Below are 15,739 nucleotides of genomic sequence, written 5' to 3'. Positions count from 1 at the left end.
GATTAAAAATTGAAATTATCCGGGTCGGGACCAAAGCGGTGATCACGGTTAAGCGCGCTAATTTGAGCGACTTCATCCGCATTCAGCTCAAAGTCGAAAATATCCGCATTTTCCTTCAGGCGAACGGGATTAACCGACTTTGGAATCGTAACGACTCCATTCTGAAGATCCCAGCGAAGCACGACCTGAGCAGGTGACTTGCCGTATTTCGCGCCGATCTCTGCAAGAATGCTGTGATCCAGATTACCTTGCATAAGCGGACTCCATGCCATCAGCTGGATATTGCTGCTTTTTGCAAATTGATGAAGCTCTGCTTGCGTGAGAAGCGGGTGGTATTCCACTTGATTAACCATCGGAACAAACTCTCCGGAGGTAATGACATCCCGCAGATGATGAATCTGAAAATTGCTGACTCCAATCGCCCGTACGTAGCCGTCACGGTAAAGCTTCTCAAGAGCGCGCCAGGTTTCCGTGTACTTTTCCTTAACTGGCCAGTGAATGAGCAGCAGATCGACAACGTCAATGCCAAGCTTCTTTCTGCTGTCTTCGAATGCCGAAAGCGTAGTTTCATAGCCTTGATGGGCATTCCAAATCTTTGTCGTTACAAATATTTCGTCACGAGCGATACCGCTGTTGCGAATTCCTGCGCCAACGCCCGTTTCATTATTATAGGCAGCAGCAGTATCGATACTTCTGTAACCAGCTTCAATGGCGGAAGCAACCGTTCTTTCTGCCTCGCCGTCATCCTTAACTTTCCATACGCCAAGGCCTAGCCAAGGCATCTTCACGCCGTTGCTTAATGTAGTGGATTCAATTAGCGCTTTAGTCATTGAGATATAACCTCCCTATTATAAAGATAATTCCAAAATCGCTTTAACATCCTGCTTTTCCAAACGTTTGAATGAACCGATTGCGCCGTAACGAACGGCTTCTTCAGCCATGCGGTCCAGCTTTTCGCTTCCGATCTCGAAGTCGGCAAGACGCGACTCGGCTCCAATCCGCGTGAAGAAGTCCCTTGTAGCTTGAATGCCTTCGAGTGCAATTTCCTTGTCGGATTTCCCTTCCGGATTTACACCCCATACGCGTGTTGCATATTGCACGAAACGGTCGATCCGCTCCTCATGCACGTATTTCATCCAATTCGGAAAAATAACCGCGAGGCCGGCGCCGTGCGGGATATCATATATCGCGCTTACTTCATGCTCAATGCCGTGGGAAGCCCAGTCATTGGCCATGCCGACGCTGATCATGCCGCCGTTTAATGCCATCGTGCCGCACCACATCAGGTTTGCCCGCGCAGCGGCGTCCTCTGGATTTTCGAGCGCGATTTCAACGTTTTCGATGACGGTTTGCAGGATGGATTCACAGAAGCGTTCCTGCAGAGGCGTGTTTTCCGTTAAGCTGAAGTATTGTTCGAAGACATGCGACATAATGTCGACAGCCCCGTTAACGGTGTGATTGCGCGGTACCGTATAGGTAAGCGTCGGATCGAGAATGGAGAACTTAGGATAAGTATGGGGGCTGCCAAAGGCACGTTTTAGGTTCTCTTCCCAATTCGTAACGACTGAGGAGCCGTTCATTTCAGAACCGGTTGCAGCCAGCGTCAAAATAGTGCCGATCGGCAGAGCGTCTTCGATTACAGCTTTGCCTGTGAAGAAATCCCAAACATCGCCTTTGTAAGGGACGCCTGCAGCAATCGCTTTGGAAGCGTCAATGACACTGCCGCCTCCGACTGCGAGAATGAAATCAACGCCATGCTCGCGGCAAAGGTCGATTCCTTTTTTGACGGTAGTCAGGCGGGGGTTAGGTTCAATATTAGGAAGCTCGTGCACGGTGATGCCGGCTTCTTGCAGCAGGCCGACGGTTTTATCGTATAAACCCGTTTTTTTGACGCTGCCTGAGCCATAAACGAGCAGGACCGTTTTTCCGTATTTTGAAGTAAGCTTCCCTACTTGATCAGCAGTGCCTTCACCGAAAATAATGTGGGTCGGGTTTACGAATTGAAATGAGTTCATGCTGTACCTCCTAGAATTATTTAGATAACTAATTAGGTAACTAAATATCTTTTAAGTTATGTATACGCCGTTTATTTTAGTGAAATCGAATTAAATTGTCAAGTTATACCGAAAATAAGCATTGAAAGGTTAACTTTTTAGTTATATAATGATTGGCAATGAGATAGAGTCGAAGGGGAAGCCGGAATGGAAGTCGAAGTAAGCAGTCGTAATATTAAGTTTCTTGAATGCCTCTCATCGCTGACACGGGTGAAAATGATCGAATTGCTCGGCATTCAACCGATGAATATCAAAAGCTTGTCTGAGGCGCTAGACATAAAGTCTCCTATAGTAACCAGGCATATTCATATGTTGGAGGAAGCGGGGATTGTCCGCTGCGAGAGCGTAGCAGGCAAGCGCGGTATGCAGAAAATCTGCCATCTCCACCTTACACAGACGATGCTGCTATTCAAGAGCTCGCCGGTAAAAGATGAAGCAAAGCGTTATGAGGTATCACTCCCGGTCGGCCATTATTCGTCTTATCAAATTAAGCCGACCTGCGGACTTGCTTCGGATACTCAAATGATCGGCATGTGCGACGATCCGCGGTATTTTGCCGATCCGGAGCATGTGCAAGCCAAGGTGATTTGGTTCGGATCCGGCTTTGTTGAATATCGGATACCTAATTACATGGTAAATAATGAAATGCCCGAATCGCTTGAAATTTCGATGGAGATTTGCTCGGATACGCCGTGCAGCGTCAATCATTTGCCATCGGACATTTCTTTTGTGATAAACGGTGTGGGGGTTGGGGTATGGACCTACCCAGGGGATTTCGGCAGCGCAAGAGGCTTGTATACACCCGAGTGGTGGCATAAAAACATCCAGCATGGCTTAATTAAAACGATTCGGGTAAACAAGCAGGGATCGTTTATTGACGGGATTCTAGTGTCGGCGGTTACGATTGACGAGCTCATGCTGGCTTACGACAAAGAAATATTGTTCCGTATTTCAAGCAGCACCGCTGCGAAAAACTGCGGCGGCGTTACTTTGTTTGGCAAAGGCTTCGGCAACTACAACCAAGATATCGAAGTGACGCTGAGGTGCCAATGATATAGTTGTAATCTGTGAAAAGTGTGCCCCATTAGGTCATCTAGACCTTGTGAGGCATCTTTTTTTGTATATAAACGCCTCTGCTGACCGCTCAAAAGAATAAGGAAAAACATCCTCCAACTGAACGAGAGCCGCCTCTTTCTGTTTCAGCTTCAACCAGGTTTATCCACCTTTTTCATGGTCATCGGCTCCGGCACTCGCATGAGAATGACGATACCTACGATGAACAGGATGACGAGGCTGAATATGCCCATGCTCGTGTGGCCGGTGAGCTGCGCGGTTACACCGACGAGAAGGGGGCCCAGTATCGAAGCGAATTTGTCGAAAATATTATAAAACCCGAAAAACCGGTTAGCGTTCTCTTTTGGCACCATCCGCGCGAAGTAAGCCCGGCTCAGCGCCTGAATGCCGCCTTGCGAGGTGGCGACCAGCATCGCAAGCACCCAGAAGTCGAACGCCGACTTCATGAAATACGCGTAGATACATACGATGATATAGACGCAGATGCCGACGTATAGCATGATTTTGCCCGAGAACCGATCCGCCAGACGCCCGTATAACATCGCGAACGGAGCGGCGACGACTTGCGTGACGAACAATATGATGAGCAGATCCGTCGATTCTATGCCGAGATCGGTTCCATAGGCGGTGGACATCGTAATGATCGTACCTACGCCGTCGATGTAGAAAAAATAAGCGAGCAAGAAAAGGAAAATCGCGCGATGCTGCTTGATTTGCTTTAAGGTCTCGTAGAGGCGCTTGAAGCTGTTCGCGACGATGCGAGGCTCGCGGTTCAAGTAATGCTTCTGGTGTACGTTGCGGAGCATGGGCAGGGTGAAGACGCCCCACCAGAGGGCAGTAATGAAGAACGCGATTTGGCTCGCCGCCGTGACGGAGATGGGCAGAACCTCTTGCCCAGCAAGAAGAATGATCGCAATGCTGATGATAAAAGGAATCGTGCTCCCAATATACCCGAGGGCAAATCCGCGGGCAGACACCTTGTTCATCCGTTCGTCGTTGGTGACGTCCACGAGGAAGGCGTCGTAGAACACATTGGAGCCCGCCGAGCCTATCGCAATGAACATATAACAGACGAGCAGCAGCTCCCAACTATCGTTCGGAATAAACGTGAGCAGCGCGGTAGCGACGATACCAAGCAAGCTGAAAGCGGCAAAAAACGTTTTTTTGAACCCTTTATAATCGGCAATCGTGCCCATGATTGGGCCTAACAGGGCGAGGATAAACGTCGAAATCGCAATCGCATATCCCAGGTAAGCCGTAGAATTCGCGGCGCTAACGCCAGCGTCCTCAGCCGCCGCTTTGTAGAAAAGCGGGAAGACGGCTGTAGAAATGATGATGGAGTAGGCGGAATGCCCCCAGTCGTACCACATCCAGCTTTTTTCTTCCTTCGAAAATGACCTCATAAGCTTGGCCTCCTGAATGAATGAACCGAATGCTTTTATTGTATAGGATATGTGGACTTCCGGGCAGTCTGTATCTTTATTTTATTTGTTAACAAATTTATTTTTTAGTCTAACACTTTATTTTCATCTAACATTATTCGCAAAAGCAATCTCCTTCAAATTAAAAAGAATTTGTCTATGAAATTTAATCGATGGGATCGATGCTTGTACATATTGCTGCTTTTAGAAGGATATTTTCCGATTCATTTGTTTCTTTTTATGTTTAAAACATTTCCTCGGGAGAAAATCTTTTTATTTGTCTGTTTATTTTTGAGAGATCAATTTACTTCCAAAATCATTTCTGTTTGTGTTTGAAAAATGTATATTCAAAAGAAAACAAATATGATATGATCAATTCAAACAAATACAAAACAACATTCGGAGGTATATTCATGGTACAGAGTTTATGGGAAAACGAAAAAGCATCGCAGCTTGAAGGCGGATTAGCCGAGCTTGTCTACCGTTCCAACATCATCGGCGCAGATCGCCGCGTTTGCAACTACGGCGGAGGCAATACTTCAAGCAAAACAACCGTGAAGGATTTCCGCGGACGCGACGTTGAAGTGATGTATGTGAAAGGAAGCGGTTCTGACCTTGCTTCCATGAAAGCAGGCAACTTTACGGGTCTTCGCATGGATGATATCCGCCCGCTATTCGAACGCTCTGAAATGCCGGACGAGGTGATGGTTGCTTACCTTGTCAACTGCATGATCGATTCGAAGCACCCGCGCGCTTCCATTGAAACGCTGCTGCATGCTTTCCTTCCATTTAAACATGTTGACCATACGCATCCGGATTCTATTATTAGCTTGTGCTGCGCAGACAACGGTAAAGCTCTTGCGAAAGAAATTTTTGGCGACCGCTTCGTATGGGTCCCTTATGTTCGCCCCGGTTTTAACCTATCGAAAATGATTGCGGAAGGCGTTCTTGCTAATCCTAATGCGGAGCTTGTGCTTATGGAGAAGCACGGACTGGTTACTTGGGGTGAAACGAGCGAGGAATGTTACGCGCAAACGATCAAAATCATTTCCGAAGCGGAAGCTTTCATTGAATCCCGTTTTGACGAAGCGTCCCTTTTCGGCGGCGTAAAATACGAAGTGCTTGAAGCAGATGTGCGCAGAAGCGTAGCTGCACAAGTGATGCCAACCATTCGCGGCGCAGTAAGCGATGCGAAGAAAATGATTTTGACCTTTGACGATGAAGCGGATGTGCTAGCATTCGTAAGCGGGCAGGATTCCCCGCAATTGTCCCAGGTTGGCGCTGCTTGTCCGGATCATCTCGTACACACGAAGGTTGTTCCTTTGTTTATTGACTGGACGCCGAATGCAGAGGATATCGATGGCCTGAAAGCGAAATTATCGGAAGGTATCGCTGCATACAAGGAGCAGTACAAAGCGTATTTCGATCGCAATAAAAACGAAGGCGACGTTATGTTCGAAGCCGCGCCTCGCGTGATTCTGATCCCAGGTATCGGCATGATCAATACAGGCAAGAGCTGGGCTATGGCACAGGTCAGCGGCGCGCTTTATCACCGTGCGATTGCGGTTATGCGCGGCGCAACGGCGCTCGGAGATTTCGTTTCGCTTAGCGAAAATGAATCCTACAACGTGGAATACTGGCCGCTTGAGCTTTACAAGTTGTCCCTTGCTCCCGCTGAAACCGAATTTTCCCGCAAGGTTGCCTTCATTACAGGCGGCGCAGGCGGCATTGGCAGCGAAACGGCACGCCGGCTAGTATCCGAGGGTGCGCATGTCGTACTTGCTGACCTTAATCTAGAGGGCGCACAGAAGGTTGCCGCAGAAATCAACGAGAAATTCGGCGATAACCGCGCGACAGCCGTGAAAATGGACGTAACCAGCGAAGAGCAGGTTGTGGCAGCCTATGCTGAAACGGCGCTTGCATACGGCGGCGTGGACATCATTGTGAACAACGCGGGTCTTGCGACTTCGAGCCCGTTCGATGAGACATCCCTAAAAGAGTGGAACCTGAACATGAACGTGCTGGGCACGGGTTATTTCTTGGTGGCACGCGAAGCCTTTAAATTGATGAAACAGCAAAGCATCGGCGGCAACATGGTATTCATCGGCTCCAAAAACTCGGTGTACGCAGGTAAAAATGCTTCCGCGTACAGCGCGGCAAAAGCGCTTGAAGCTCACCTGGCTCGTTGTATTGCAGCAGAAGGCGGCGAATTCGGAATCCGCGTGAACACGATTTTGCCGGATGCGATCTTGCAAGGCTCTGCGATCTGGAACGGCAGCTGGCGCAATGAACGTGCCGCGGCTTACGGCATTGAACCGGATCAATTGGAAGAATACTACCGCAAACGCACGACGCTGCTGGTGAACATTTATCCGCGCGACATCGCGGAAGGCATTGCGTTCTTCGCATCCTCCAAAGCGGATAAAACGACTGGCTGCATGCTGACTATTGATGGCGGCGTACCTGCTGCTTTCACCCGTTAGGAGGAATGCTGCCTATGTTCCAAGCAAGAGGGGAAAAGAACTGGTACATTCCGGACGGTTTCATTCCGCCGGATAGCACGGGAGCGCTCACGAGCCATGAATCGATTTGCGTACTGAACTGTTCCTCGGAAGAAGCACTTATCCGTATCACGATTTATTTTGAGGACCGCGAGCCGATTGAAGATATTTTGGTTGTCGTTCAAGGCAGACGTACAAAGCATATCCGTACGAGTTCTTTGATGAAGGAGGGAGCGTCGATTCCAATCGGCGTTCCTTATGCCATCGAGGTGCAGAGCGATATCCCGATCATTGTACAATACAGCCGACTAGACTCTACGCAGGCAGAAAACACGTTAATGTCTACTATGGCTTTTCCTATGAAATAATTAACCAAACTTGAAAGGGTGTTCGATATGTCCGACCGCGCATACGCGTTTTTCGAAGAGCAGCAGCAAGCTAGAGGTATTAATTTAGATGATGTGAAAACAAGATTGAAAGCGCTCAAAATCGAGACGCCATCTTGGGGTTACGGGGACTCAGGTACTCGCTTTAAGGTGTTTCAAAAAGAAGGCGTTCCCCGCAATCCGTTCGAGAAATTCGAGGATGCGGCGCAGGTGCACAACCTGACGGGCCTTGCTCCGTCTGTAGCTATTCATATCCCATGGGATAAGGTTGAGGATTACGGCAAGCTTAGAAACCATGCCGAGAATCTCGGGCTTTCCATCGGAGCAGTTAATCCGAACCTATTCCAGGATGAGGAATACATGCTCGGAAGCGTAACGAATTCGGATGCTGCGGTGCGCCGGAAAGCGACCGATCATTTGCTGGAATGCGTTGACATTGCCAAGGAAACAGGCTCACGCGATCTTAGCTTATGGTTCGCCGACGGAACAAATTACCCGGGCCAAGGACATATCCGTAAGCGCAAAGCTTGGATGCAAGAGGCTTTAACCGAAATGTACAATGCCATGACACCGCAAATGAGAATGCTCATTGAGTATAAATGCTTTGAGCCTGCTTTCTACCACACGGATCTTGCGGACTGGGGCATGGCTTATAACCTCGCGCAAAAGCTCGGGCCGCAAGCTGAAGTGCTAGTGGATACGGGCCATCACCTGCCAGGGGCGAATATCGAGCACATCGTCGCTTATTTGATCGACGAGAAGCGTCTTGGCGGCTTCCACTTCAACAGCCGCAAGTATGCGGATGATGATTTAATCGTAGGCTCCGTTAACCCGTACGAGCTGTTCTTGATTTTCTATCAAATTTTAAGCGCGGCAGGCGACTCGGATGCTGCCATTCGCAGCAATGTGGACAATATCGCTTACATGATCGACCAATCGCATAATATCGAACAAAAAATTCCGGCGATGCTGCGTTCCGTACTGAACGTACAAACACAGTTCGCTAAGGCGCTTCTCATCAACCACGACGAAGTCAACGATGCGGCTGAACGGAATGATGTTCTGGGCGCTGAAGATGCCGTTCGCCGCGCATTTGAATTTGACGTGACGCCGCTGCTTCACGCAATCCGCGAAGAGCAGGGCTTGCCGCTTGATCCGATGAAAGCCTACCTCAGCAGCAGCTATGGCAAGGACATTTTAGTGAGAGGCAAGGGTGGTGCCAGCTGGTGACCATTCTCGCTTTTGATCTCGGCGCGAGCAGCGGAAGAGCGCTGCTCGGCCGACTGAATAACGGCAAGATCGAGGTCGAGGAGCTGCACCGGTTCGCGAATGATCCGGTGCAGGTAGGCGATCGGCTGCAGTGGGATATTTTGCGGCTGCTGCATGAGCTCAAGCAGGGACTGCTTAAAGTAAAGCATCGCGAGATAAAGCTGGACAGTATTGCGATTGATTCTTGGGCAGTCGATTTCGGTTTGATCGGAAGCCATGGCGAGCTGCTCGGCAATCCTTATCATTATCGCGACCACCACACGGATGGCGTGATGGAGGAGGTCGTCAGCGAACTGACGGCAACCGGTATTTTCGAGAAGACGGGCATTCAATTTCTTCCGTTCAATACGATTTATCAGCTGGCAGCTTTGAAAAAGACGGATTCGCCATTGCTGAGGGATGCGAAGCATTTTCTAATGATTCCGGATTTGCTCCGCTATTTCCTAACCGGCGAAATGTACAATGAGTTCTCCAATGCGACGACAACCCAGCTGTATAATCCAGTAACGGGCAGTTGGGATGAAGAGCTGATTCGCGCAATCGGCATATCGCCGGACTTGTTCGGCAAAGTTGTTCAGCCTGGCGCGAAGGTTGGGAGCCTAAGGGCATCTCTTTGCGAGGAGCTAAGTATCGAATCCGTTCCCGTCTATGCGGCAGCGGAGCATGATACCGGTTCAGCGGTTGCGGCGGTGCCTGCCCTTGATCGGTCGTTTGCGTACTTGAGCTGCGGCACATGGTCACTGATGGGTACGGAGGTAGATGCCCCGGTTATCAATGAACAGGCTCAGCAGTTGAATTTCACCAATGAAGGCGGCGTTTACGGCACTTATCGCCTGCTGAAGAACATTATGGGCTTATGGATTTTGCAGGAATGCAGACGGTCGTGGGAGCGAGCAGGAATTTCTTATTCCTTCCCCGAATTAGTAAAGCTGGCCGATGAGACGGCGCCGTTCGCCGCATTCATCGATCCGGATGATCCTTTGTTTCTACATCCTGGCGATATGCCGGCTCGAATAACGGAATATTGCTTGCGTACAGGGCAAACGGCGCCTTCGGATGCGGGAGCGATCGTTCGCTGCATTTTGGAGAGCTTAGCCTTGAAGTACCGTCATGTGCTTGAGCTAACCGAGCAATTGTCCGGCCAAAGCTTTAGCGGATTGCATATGGTGGGCGGCGGCATTCAGAATACGCTGCTGTGCAAGTGGACCGCAAATGCGATCGGCAAGCCGGTATGGGCAGGCCCCGTCGAGGGCAGCGCAATCGGCAACATGATCGTGCAGTGGATTGCCAGCGGTCAGCTTGCGGACATTTGGGAAGCGCGCAAGGTCATTCGGGAGTCCTTCCCGGTTGATGTTTACGAGCCTGACCAAAAGGAAGCTTGGGAGCAAGCTTACGTATTATTTAAAGACAAGACAGGAATCGCTTAAAGGCGAATTCAAATATAAGTGTGAAAGAGGTACGCTATGCTGGCCCAGGAACGATACGACAAAATTGTACAGCTGGTTAATGAGAGAGGCAGCATCCGGGTAACGGAGCTGGCTGAGCTATGTCAGGTGACCGAGGAAACGATTCGGCGTGATCTCGACCGCTTGGAGCAAGCCGGACGTTTGCGCCGCTCCCATGGCGGTGCGGTTAGCGTGAAGGATCAGCAGCCGGAAATTCCTTATTTTGAGAGAGAGATTGCGCAAGCGGACGAGAAGAAGAGGATAGCCGAGGAAGCGATTAAGCTGATTCAGCCCAAAGATCGTATTCTGCTCGATGCCAGCACGACAGCGTGGTATATGGCGGCAAGCATGCCGGATATTCCGCTTACGGTGCTCACTAACTCGATTAAAGTAGCGATGGAGCTGAGCAGCAAGGAAAAGATCGAAGTGATCTCGACGGGCGGTATTTTAGCCTCGCGCTCTTTGTCCTATGTCGGTCCGTTAGCAGAGCGTTCCCTCGATGCGTATCATGTGGATAAAGCTTTTTTCTCGTGCAAGGGCGTTCATTTGGAGCGCGGGATCAGCGAGTCGAATGAGCTGCAAGCACGCATTAAGCACAAAATGGTCGGTATGGCAGATCAGGTGATTCTGCTCGCCGACTCCAGCAAGTTCGGCGTACAAGCATTTACGCATGTCGCTGATTTGAGTGATGTCGACACGATTATTACGGACGGTCGCCTGTCACCCTCGCTGCTCACCCAGCTGAATGACAAGCAAATTTCCGTTACCACGGTTTAGAACAGAGACGGCGCTGGCTTCAGCAGAAGCGCAGCGCTGTTCTTCGTTTGTAGGGTGATGGGGGTTGTAGCGGTGTAAGCGCATATATGTTCTTACGGCGCTCAAAGCAACGTCTTAAGTGGCTGTAAGTACCAATAGGTTCTTACAACAACCGCAATCGACACGGTTACTCATAAAAGGGGATTGTAAGCGCGTATGTGTTCTTACGGCGTCCAAAGCAGCGTCTTAAAGTGGCTGTAAGCACCAATAGGTTCTTACAACGCGCACAAACGGCACGGTTACTCGCTAAAGTGGATTGTAAGCGCATATGTGTTCTTACAGCCGCTCAAGCAACGTTTTAAAGTGGCTGTAAGCACCTATAAGTTCTTACAACACCCGCAAACGGGATGGTTACTCGCAAAAGTGGATTGTAAGCGCATATGTGTTCTTACAGCGTCAAAAGCAGCGTCCTTTAGTGGCTGTAAGCACCTATAGGTTCTTACAACGCGCACAAACGGCACGGTTTCTCGCTAAAGTAGATTGTAAGCGCATATGTGTTCTTACAGCGCTCAAAGCAACTTCTTAAGTAGCTGTAAGCACCAATAGGTTCTAAAAGCGTTCGCAAACGGCACGGTTACACATAAAAGTGGCTGTAAGCACCAATAGGTTCTTACAACGCACACAAACGTCACGGTTTCTCGCTAAAGTGGATTGTAAGCGCATATGTGTTCTTACAGCCGCTCAAGCAACGTTTTAAAGTGGCTGTAAGCACCTATAAGTTCTTACAACACCCGCAAACGGGATGGTTACTCGCAAAAGTGGATTGTAAGCGCATATGTGTTCTTACAGCGCTCAAAGCAACTTCTTAAGTGGCTGTAAGCACCTATAGGTTCTTACAATGCCTACAAACGGCACGGTTACTTGCAAAAGTAAATTTTTTTATTCAAACTTGTCTGACAACCTGATAAAATAAACATAAGAATCACGAGAGGGGTGCGGGTGTGAAGGTCTCATTATTTATTACTTGCCTGAGCGATGCGTTGTATCCAAGAGTCGGCGAAGCGATGGTGCGCTTGCTCGCAAAGTATGGGGTTTCATTGGAGTTTCCTACGGTGCAAACCTGCTGCGGGCAACCTGCCTTTAACAGCGGCTATTGGAAGGAAGCGAGGGAATCCGCGAAAACGATTTTGGATGCCTTTGAAGACAGTGATTTCGTTATTTCGCCATCCGGCTCTTGCACGGGCATGATCCATCATTATCCGAAGCTGTTTGAAGATGACCCGGTTATGCTGAAGAGGGCGAATAAGCTGCAAAGCAAATCATTTGAATTTACCCAATTTTTGGTGCAGGTGCTGGGTGTTACGGACGTTGGCGCTGCATTTCCGCATAAAGTCACCTATCATCCATCCTGCCACGGAAGCAGGATTCTCGGGGTAAAGGATGAACCGCTCGCACTAATTCAAAACGTGAAAGGGCTGGAGCTTGTACCGCTGCCTTTCGCAGAGGATTGCTGCGGCTTCGGCGGGACGTTTGCGGTCAAAATGGCCGATATCTCCGGTGCGATGGTGACTGAAAAGGTTGATCACGTGCTGGAGACGGAAGCAGAAGTATTAGTCGGTCTGGATATGGCCTGCTTGCTTAATATTGCCGGCAATCTGCGTTATCGCAATGAGCCCGTTCGCGTCATGCATCTGGCAGAGCTTCTCTATGAAGGGGTGAAATAGGATGGCAGGCTCAAAGACGGAAGCAACCGTAAAAGCAAGGGCGGATCTGGCGCTTAATGATGAATTTTTACGCAAAGCGGTGCGGTTTACTACGGAACGGCTGCGCAACGGGAAGAAAAAAGCGACAGACGAGCATGGCAACTGGGAGGAGTGGCGGGAGCGCGGCAGGCAAATCCGACTCCATACGATTGCCCATCTCGATTATTATTTGAACTTGTTCGTGAACAACGCGCGGGCAAACGGGGTCCATGTGCATTTTGCGAATACGGCGGAGGAGGCCGTTGAGCTAACGCTGGATATTGCCGAGCATGCGGGCGCCAAGTCGGTCGTAAAATCAAAATCGATGGTGTCCGAGGAGCTTCATCTCAATCATGCGCTGGAATCTATCGGCGTTGAAGCGGTAGAAACGGACTTGGGCGAGTATATTATTCAGCTTGCGGGCGAAATGCCTTCCCATATCGTCATACCGGCCATTCATAAAAACCGTTATCAAATCGCCGATCTGCTCTCCAAAGAAGCGGGCTACACGCTTCCCCCGGACACGACGGCCCTTGCGGGCTTCGTTCGCAAAAAGCTGCGCGAGAAGTTTCTCGATGCCGAGATCGGCATGACCGGCTGCAACTTCGCGATTGCGGAGACGGGATCGATGGTGCTTTTTGAAAACGAAGGCAATGCACGCATGGTTACCACCGTGCCGAAAACGCAAATTACGTTGATGGGCATGGAGCGCATCATTCCTTCCTGGTCCGATCTCGAGGTTATGGCGACGCTCCTGCCGCGTTCGGCAACAGGCCAAAAGCTGACGATGTATATGTCTGGCATTACCGGGCCGCGCCGCTCCGAGGATGCGGACGGGCCTGATGAGATGCATATCATCATCATCGACAACGGGCGCTCGCTCCAGCTGGGTGACCCTGAATTTCAAGAGCTGCTGAATTGTATCCGCTGCGGCGCATGCTTGAATGCTTGTCCGGTATACCGCCATATTGGCGGCCATGCTTACGGCAGCACCTACAGCGGCCCGATTGGAGCCGTCCTGACGCCTTCCTTGAATAAAAACATTGCCGAATGGGACGATGTCGCTAACGCCTCCAGCTTATGCGGCGCTTGTTATGAGGCTTGTCCGGTCAAAATACCGCTTCACGACATGCTTGTTTATTTGCGCAGACGCAAGGTGGAAAGCGGAAACGGCAGCAAGATGGAGTCGATCGGCATGCAGGGCTTCGCCACCGTCATGGGAAATTCCTCGCGGCTTGGCGGCGTACTGCGATTAGGGAAGCTGGGCCAGAAGCTGGTCGTGCGCAGCGGAGTCATCAAGACGAAGCTTGGGCCGCTTAAAGGCTGGAACACCTATCGCGTTACGCCTAGCCTACCGAAGGAATCGTTCCGCGATCGCTGGGGGACGCTCGACCAAGAGCTGAAGCAAGGGCTTAAGCAGATGGAGCCGTCCATGCAAAACCGGATGGAGGAGCTGGTGCGAAAGCGCGAGCTGGATGAGAAGCAGGGCAAAGGAGGACACGGACATGGCTGATACGCATAAGCAGTGGCTTGAGAAGCTTGAAGCGGAATCGAAATTGAAGCAGGAGCAGTTTATGAACGGCATTGCCGCTAAGCTGAGACATCCGAGAATGTACGAGAAGCCGCAGCATCCGTTCCGCGGAGCGCCTGATTTCTGGAACGCGTTCGAATGGACGGAAGAGGAGCGAATCCAAGCCTTTACGGACAATTTCCTATCGGTTGGCGGTCATATTGCCCGTCTTCCATCGATGGAAGAGGCAAAGGCGTTTATCGTTCAAAAGGCGGAGGAGATGAGTGCCAAATATGTCATTCGCCAGAACCAGCCGGAACTGGATGCGCTGGCTTTGGAAGACTCGCTGACCGATGCAAAAGTATCGACGTGGAATACGGATGATGAGCAATATTGGCGCGCGCGCGCGGCTGAAGCGGATTTTGGCATCGTCATTGCGGATCATGCCGTCGCGTATACAGGTTCGGTTACCGTATTATCGGCTCCGAATAAAGGGCGTTCGGTCAGCTTGCTTCCAACCGTGCTCATTATTATTATCCCTATAGAACGGCTGAAGACTAGGCTTGGCGAAGTACTCGTTACTTTCGATGAGGCAGGCAGAGAGCAGCTCCCGGCAGGCATTCACTTTATTTCGGGACCGAGCCGTTCCTCTGACATTGAAAATGATCTGACGATCGGCGTTCACGGACCGGGTATCGTATATGCGCTGCTCGTCGGGTAAGCGTATAGCGAGAGAAGAATGACACTGCGAAACGGCGGTTAAACGCCGCTTAATGGTTAAATCAGCGTTAACGCTTGGGAGGTGACAGGTTATGCCGTCATTAGATGTAGAGAAGCTGTCGAAGCGAAATCATTACGAGGAAATTACCGAGCAGGTGAAGCGTCTTATTATCGAAGGCAAGCTGAAGGTGGGCGATAAGCTTCCTTCCACCAAGCAAATGTCCGAGCAATTCGGCGTCGGACGTTCGACAACCCGCGAGGCGCTCAGCGCGCTGAAAGCGATGGGGCTGATTGAAATTCGCCAAGGAGGCGGCTGCCGTGTCATTCGCAGCGTTCCGGCGGATATGGAGCTGCCGGAGCTGGAGTCGCTTCGCATGAACCGTAAGACGGTGCTGGAGCTGTTAGAGGCACGTGAATCGCTTGAAGTATCGAACGCGGCTATAGCAGCGGTGAAGCATACGGAGACGGATCTTCATCAGCTTCAGGTACTCATCGAGGAAATGAAACGTACCGCGGGCGATGAGGCGGAGGGTGAACGGCTGGATCTTCAATTCCATCTGACGCTTGCAAGAGCTACGCATAATTCGATCATGGTCCGTTTATTCGAGTCGATCATGAATCATATCGAAACGGCGATCCATGATATTCGGCGGGTGGAGCTGTACGCAAGCGCGGCTGTCGCGGAGCGCCTTTTTATGGAGCATTCGGCGATTTTCGAGGCGATCGTACAGCGGGATTCCGAGCTCGCAGCCGAACGGATGAAGCAGCATCTGCAGCATATTGAGCGCATTGTCTTAAAGCACTTGGGCGAGAGCTGAGTAAGCGGCTATTGGTTGATAAAATAATAGAAGGCTGGCTCAG

General features: G+C 50.4%; 13 protein-coding genes. 10 read left to right on the top strand and 3 right to left on the bottom strand.

Annotated features, from left to right (window positions below):
* Positions 1–2: 2 nt before the first annotated feature.
* Both MRBLPE1_RS22405 and MRBLPE1_RS22400 read right to left on the bottom strand, forming a co-directional pair.
* On the bottom strand, positions 3–830 hold the full coding sequence (locus tag MRBLPE1_RS22405; protein WP_364149497.1) for an aldo/keto reductase: 828 nt from the start codon (positions 828–830) through the stop codon (positions 3–5).
* Between the two features lie 18 nt (positions 831–848).
* The gene (locus MRBLPE1_RS22400; protein ID WP_364149496.1) at positions 849–2,015 is read right to left on the bottom strand and encodes an iron-containing alcohol dehydrogenase; all 1,167 of its coding nucleotides are present in this window, start codon (positions 2,013–2,015) and stop codon (positions 849–851) included.
* A gap of 186 nt (positions 2,016–2,201) precedes the next feature.
* On the opposite strand from MRBLPE1_RS22400, the gene MRBLPE1_RS22395 reads away from it, so the two are divergent.
* Positions 2,202–3,107, top strand: a complete 906-nt coding sequence (locus MRBLPE1_RS22395) for an ArsR/SmtB family transcription factor (protein WP_364149495.1) — start codon at positions 2,202–2,204, stop codon at positions 3,105–3,107.
* Positions 3,108–3,259: 152 nt separating this feature from the next.
* On the opposite strand, the gene MRBLPE1_RS22390 is transcribed toward MRBLPE1_RS22395, so the two are convergent.
* Positions 3,260–4,531, bottom strand: coding sequence for an MFS transporter (locus MRBLPE1_RS22390; RefSeq protein ID WP_364149494.1), 1,272 nt, complete (start codon positions 4,529–4,531; stop codon positions 3,260–3,262).
* 431 nt (positions 4,532–4,962) lie between these two features.
* Between MRBLPE1_RS22390 and MRBLPE1_RS22385 the strand changes: the two genes are divergently transcribed.
* The 9 genes from MRBLPE1_RS22385 to MRBLPE1_RS22345 all read left to right on the top strand — a co-directional run bounded on the left by MRBLPE1_RS22385 (position 4,963) and on the right by MRBLPE1_RS22345 (position 15,696).
* Positions 4,963–7,032, top strand: a complete 2,070-nt coding sequence (locus MRBLPE1_RS22385; RefSeq protein WP_364149493.1) for a bifunctional aldolase/short-chain dehydrogenase — start codon at positions 4,963–4,965, stop codon at positions 7,030–7,032.
* A gap of 14 nt (positions 7,033–7,046) precedes the next feature.
* Entirely contained in the window at positions 7,047–7,418 is a 372-nt protein-coding gene (locus MRBLPE1_RS22380; RefSeq protein ID WP_364149492.1) for a sensory rhodopsin transducer, read from the top strand.
* Between the two features lie 27 nt (positions 7,419–7,445).
* Entirely contained in the window at positions 7,446–8,666 is a 1,221-nt protein-coding gene (gene rhaI / locus MRBLPE1_RS22375) for an L-rhamnose isomerase (protein ID WP_364149490.1), read from the top strand.
* On the top strand, positions 8,663–10,132 hold the full coding sequence (locus MRBLPE1_RS22370; RefSeq protein ID WP_364149489.1) for a rhamnulokinase: 1,470 nt from the start codon (positions 8,663–8,665) through the stop codon (positions 10,130–10,132). Before rhaI ends, MRBLPE1_RS22370 begins: the two co-directional genes overlap by 4 nt.
* A gap of 36 nt (positions 10,133–10,168) precedes the next feature.
* Positions 10,169–10,927 carry a DeoR/GlpR family DNA-binding transcription regulator gene (locus MRBLPE1_RS22365; protein ID WP_364149487.1) on the top strand — a complete coding sequence of 253 codons (759 nt, stop codon included), beginning with the start codon at positions 10,169–10,171 and terminating at the stop codon, positions 10,925–10,927.
* Between the two features lie 980 nt (positions 10,928–11,907).
* The gene (locus MRBLPE1_RS22360; RefSeq protein ID WP_364149485.1) at positions 11,908–12,630 is read left to right on the top strand and encodes a (Fe-S)-binding protein; all 723 of its coding nucleotides are present in this window, start codon (positions 11,908–11,910) and stop codon (positions 12,628–12,630) included.
* Position 12,631: 1 nt separating this feature from the next.
* A complete protein-coding gene (locus MRBLPE1_RS22355) occupies positions 12,632–14,161 on the top strand; it encodes a LutB/LldF family L-lactate oxidation iron-sulfur protein (RefSeq protein WP_364149483.1) in 1,530 nt (509 codons plus the stop codon).
* Entirely contained in the window at positions 14,154–14,879 is a 726-nt protein-coding gene (locus MRBLPE1_RS22350; RefSeq protein ID WP_364149481.1) for a LutC/YkgG family protein, read from the top strand. The genes MRBLPE1_RS22355 and MRBLPE1_RS22350 overlap by 8 nt, the downstream gene beginning before the upstream one ends.
* Before the next feature lie 91 nt (positions 14,880–14,970).
* Complete coding sequence (locus MRBLPE1_RS22345) at positions 14,971–15,696, top strand: FadR/GntR family transcriptional regulator (protein ID WP_364149480.1); 726 nt, start codon at positions 14,971–14,973, stop codon at positions 15,694–15,696.
* Positions 15,697–15,739: the final 43 nt, after the last annotated feature.

The sequence above is a fragment of the Paenibacillus sp. LPE1-1-1.1 genome, assembly GCF_040676435.1.
Lineage (GTDB): Bacteria > Bacillota > Bacilli > Paenibacillales > Paenibacillaceae > Pristimantibacillus.
Note: the sequence above shows the minus strand (reverse complement) of the source record. Positions and strands in the feature narration are given on the sequence as shown.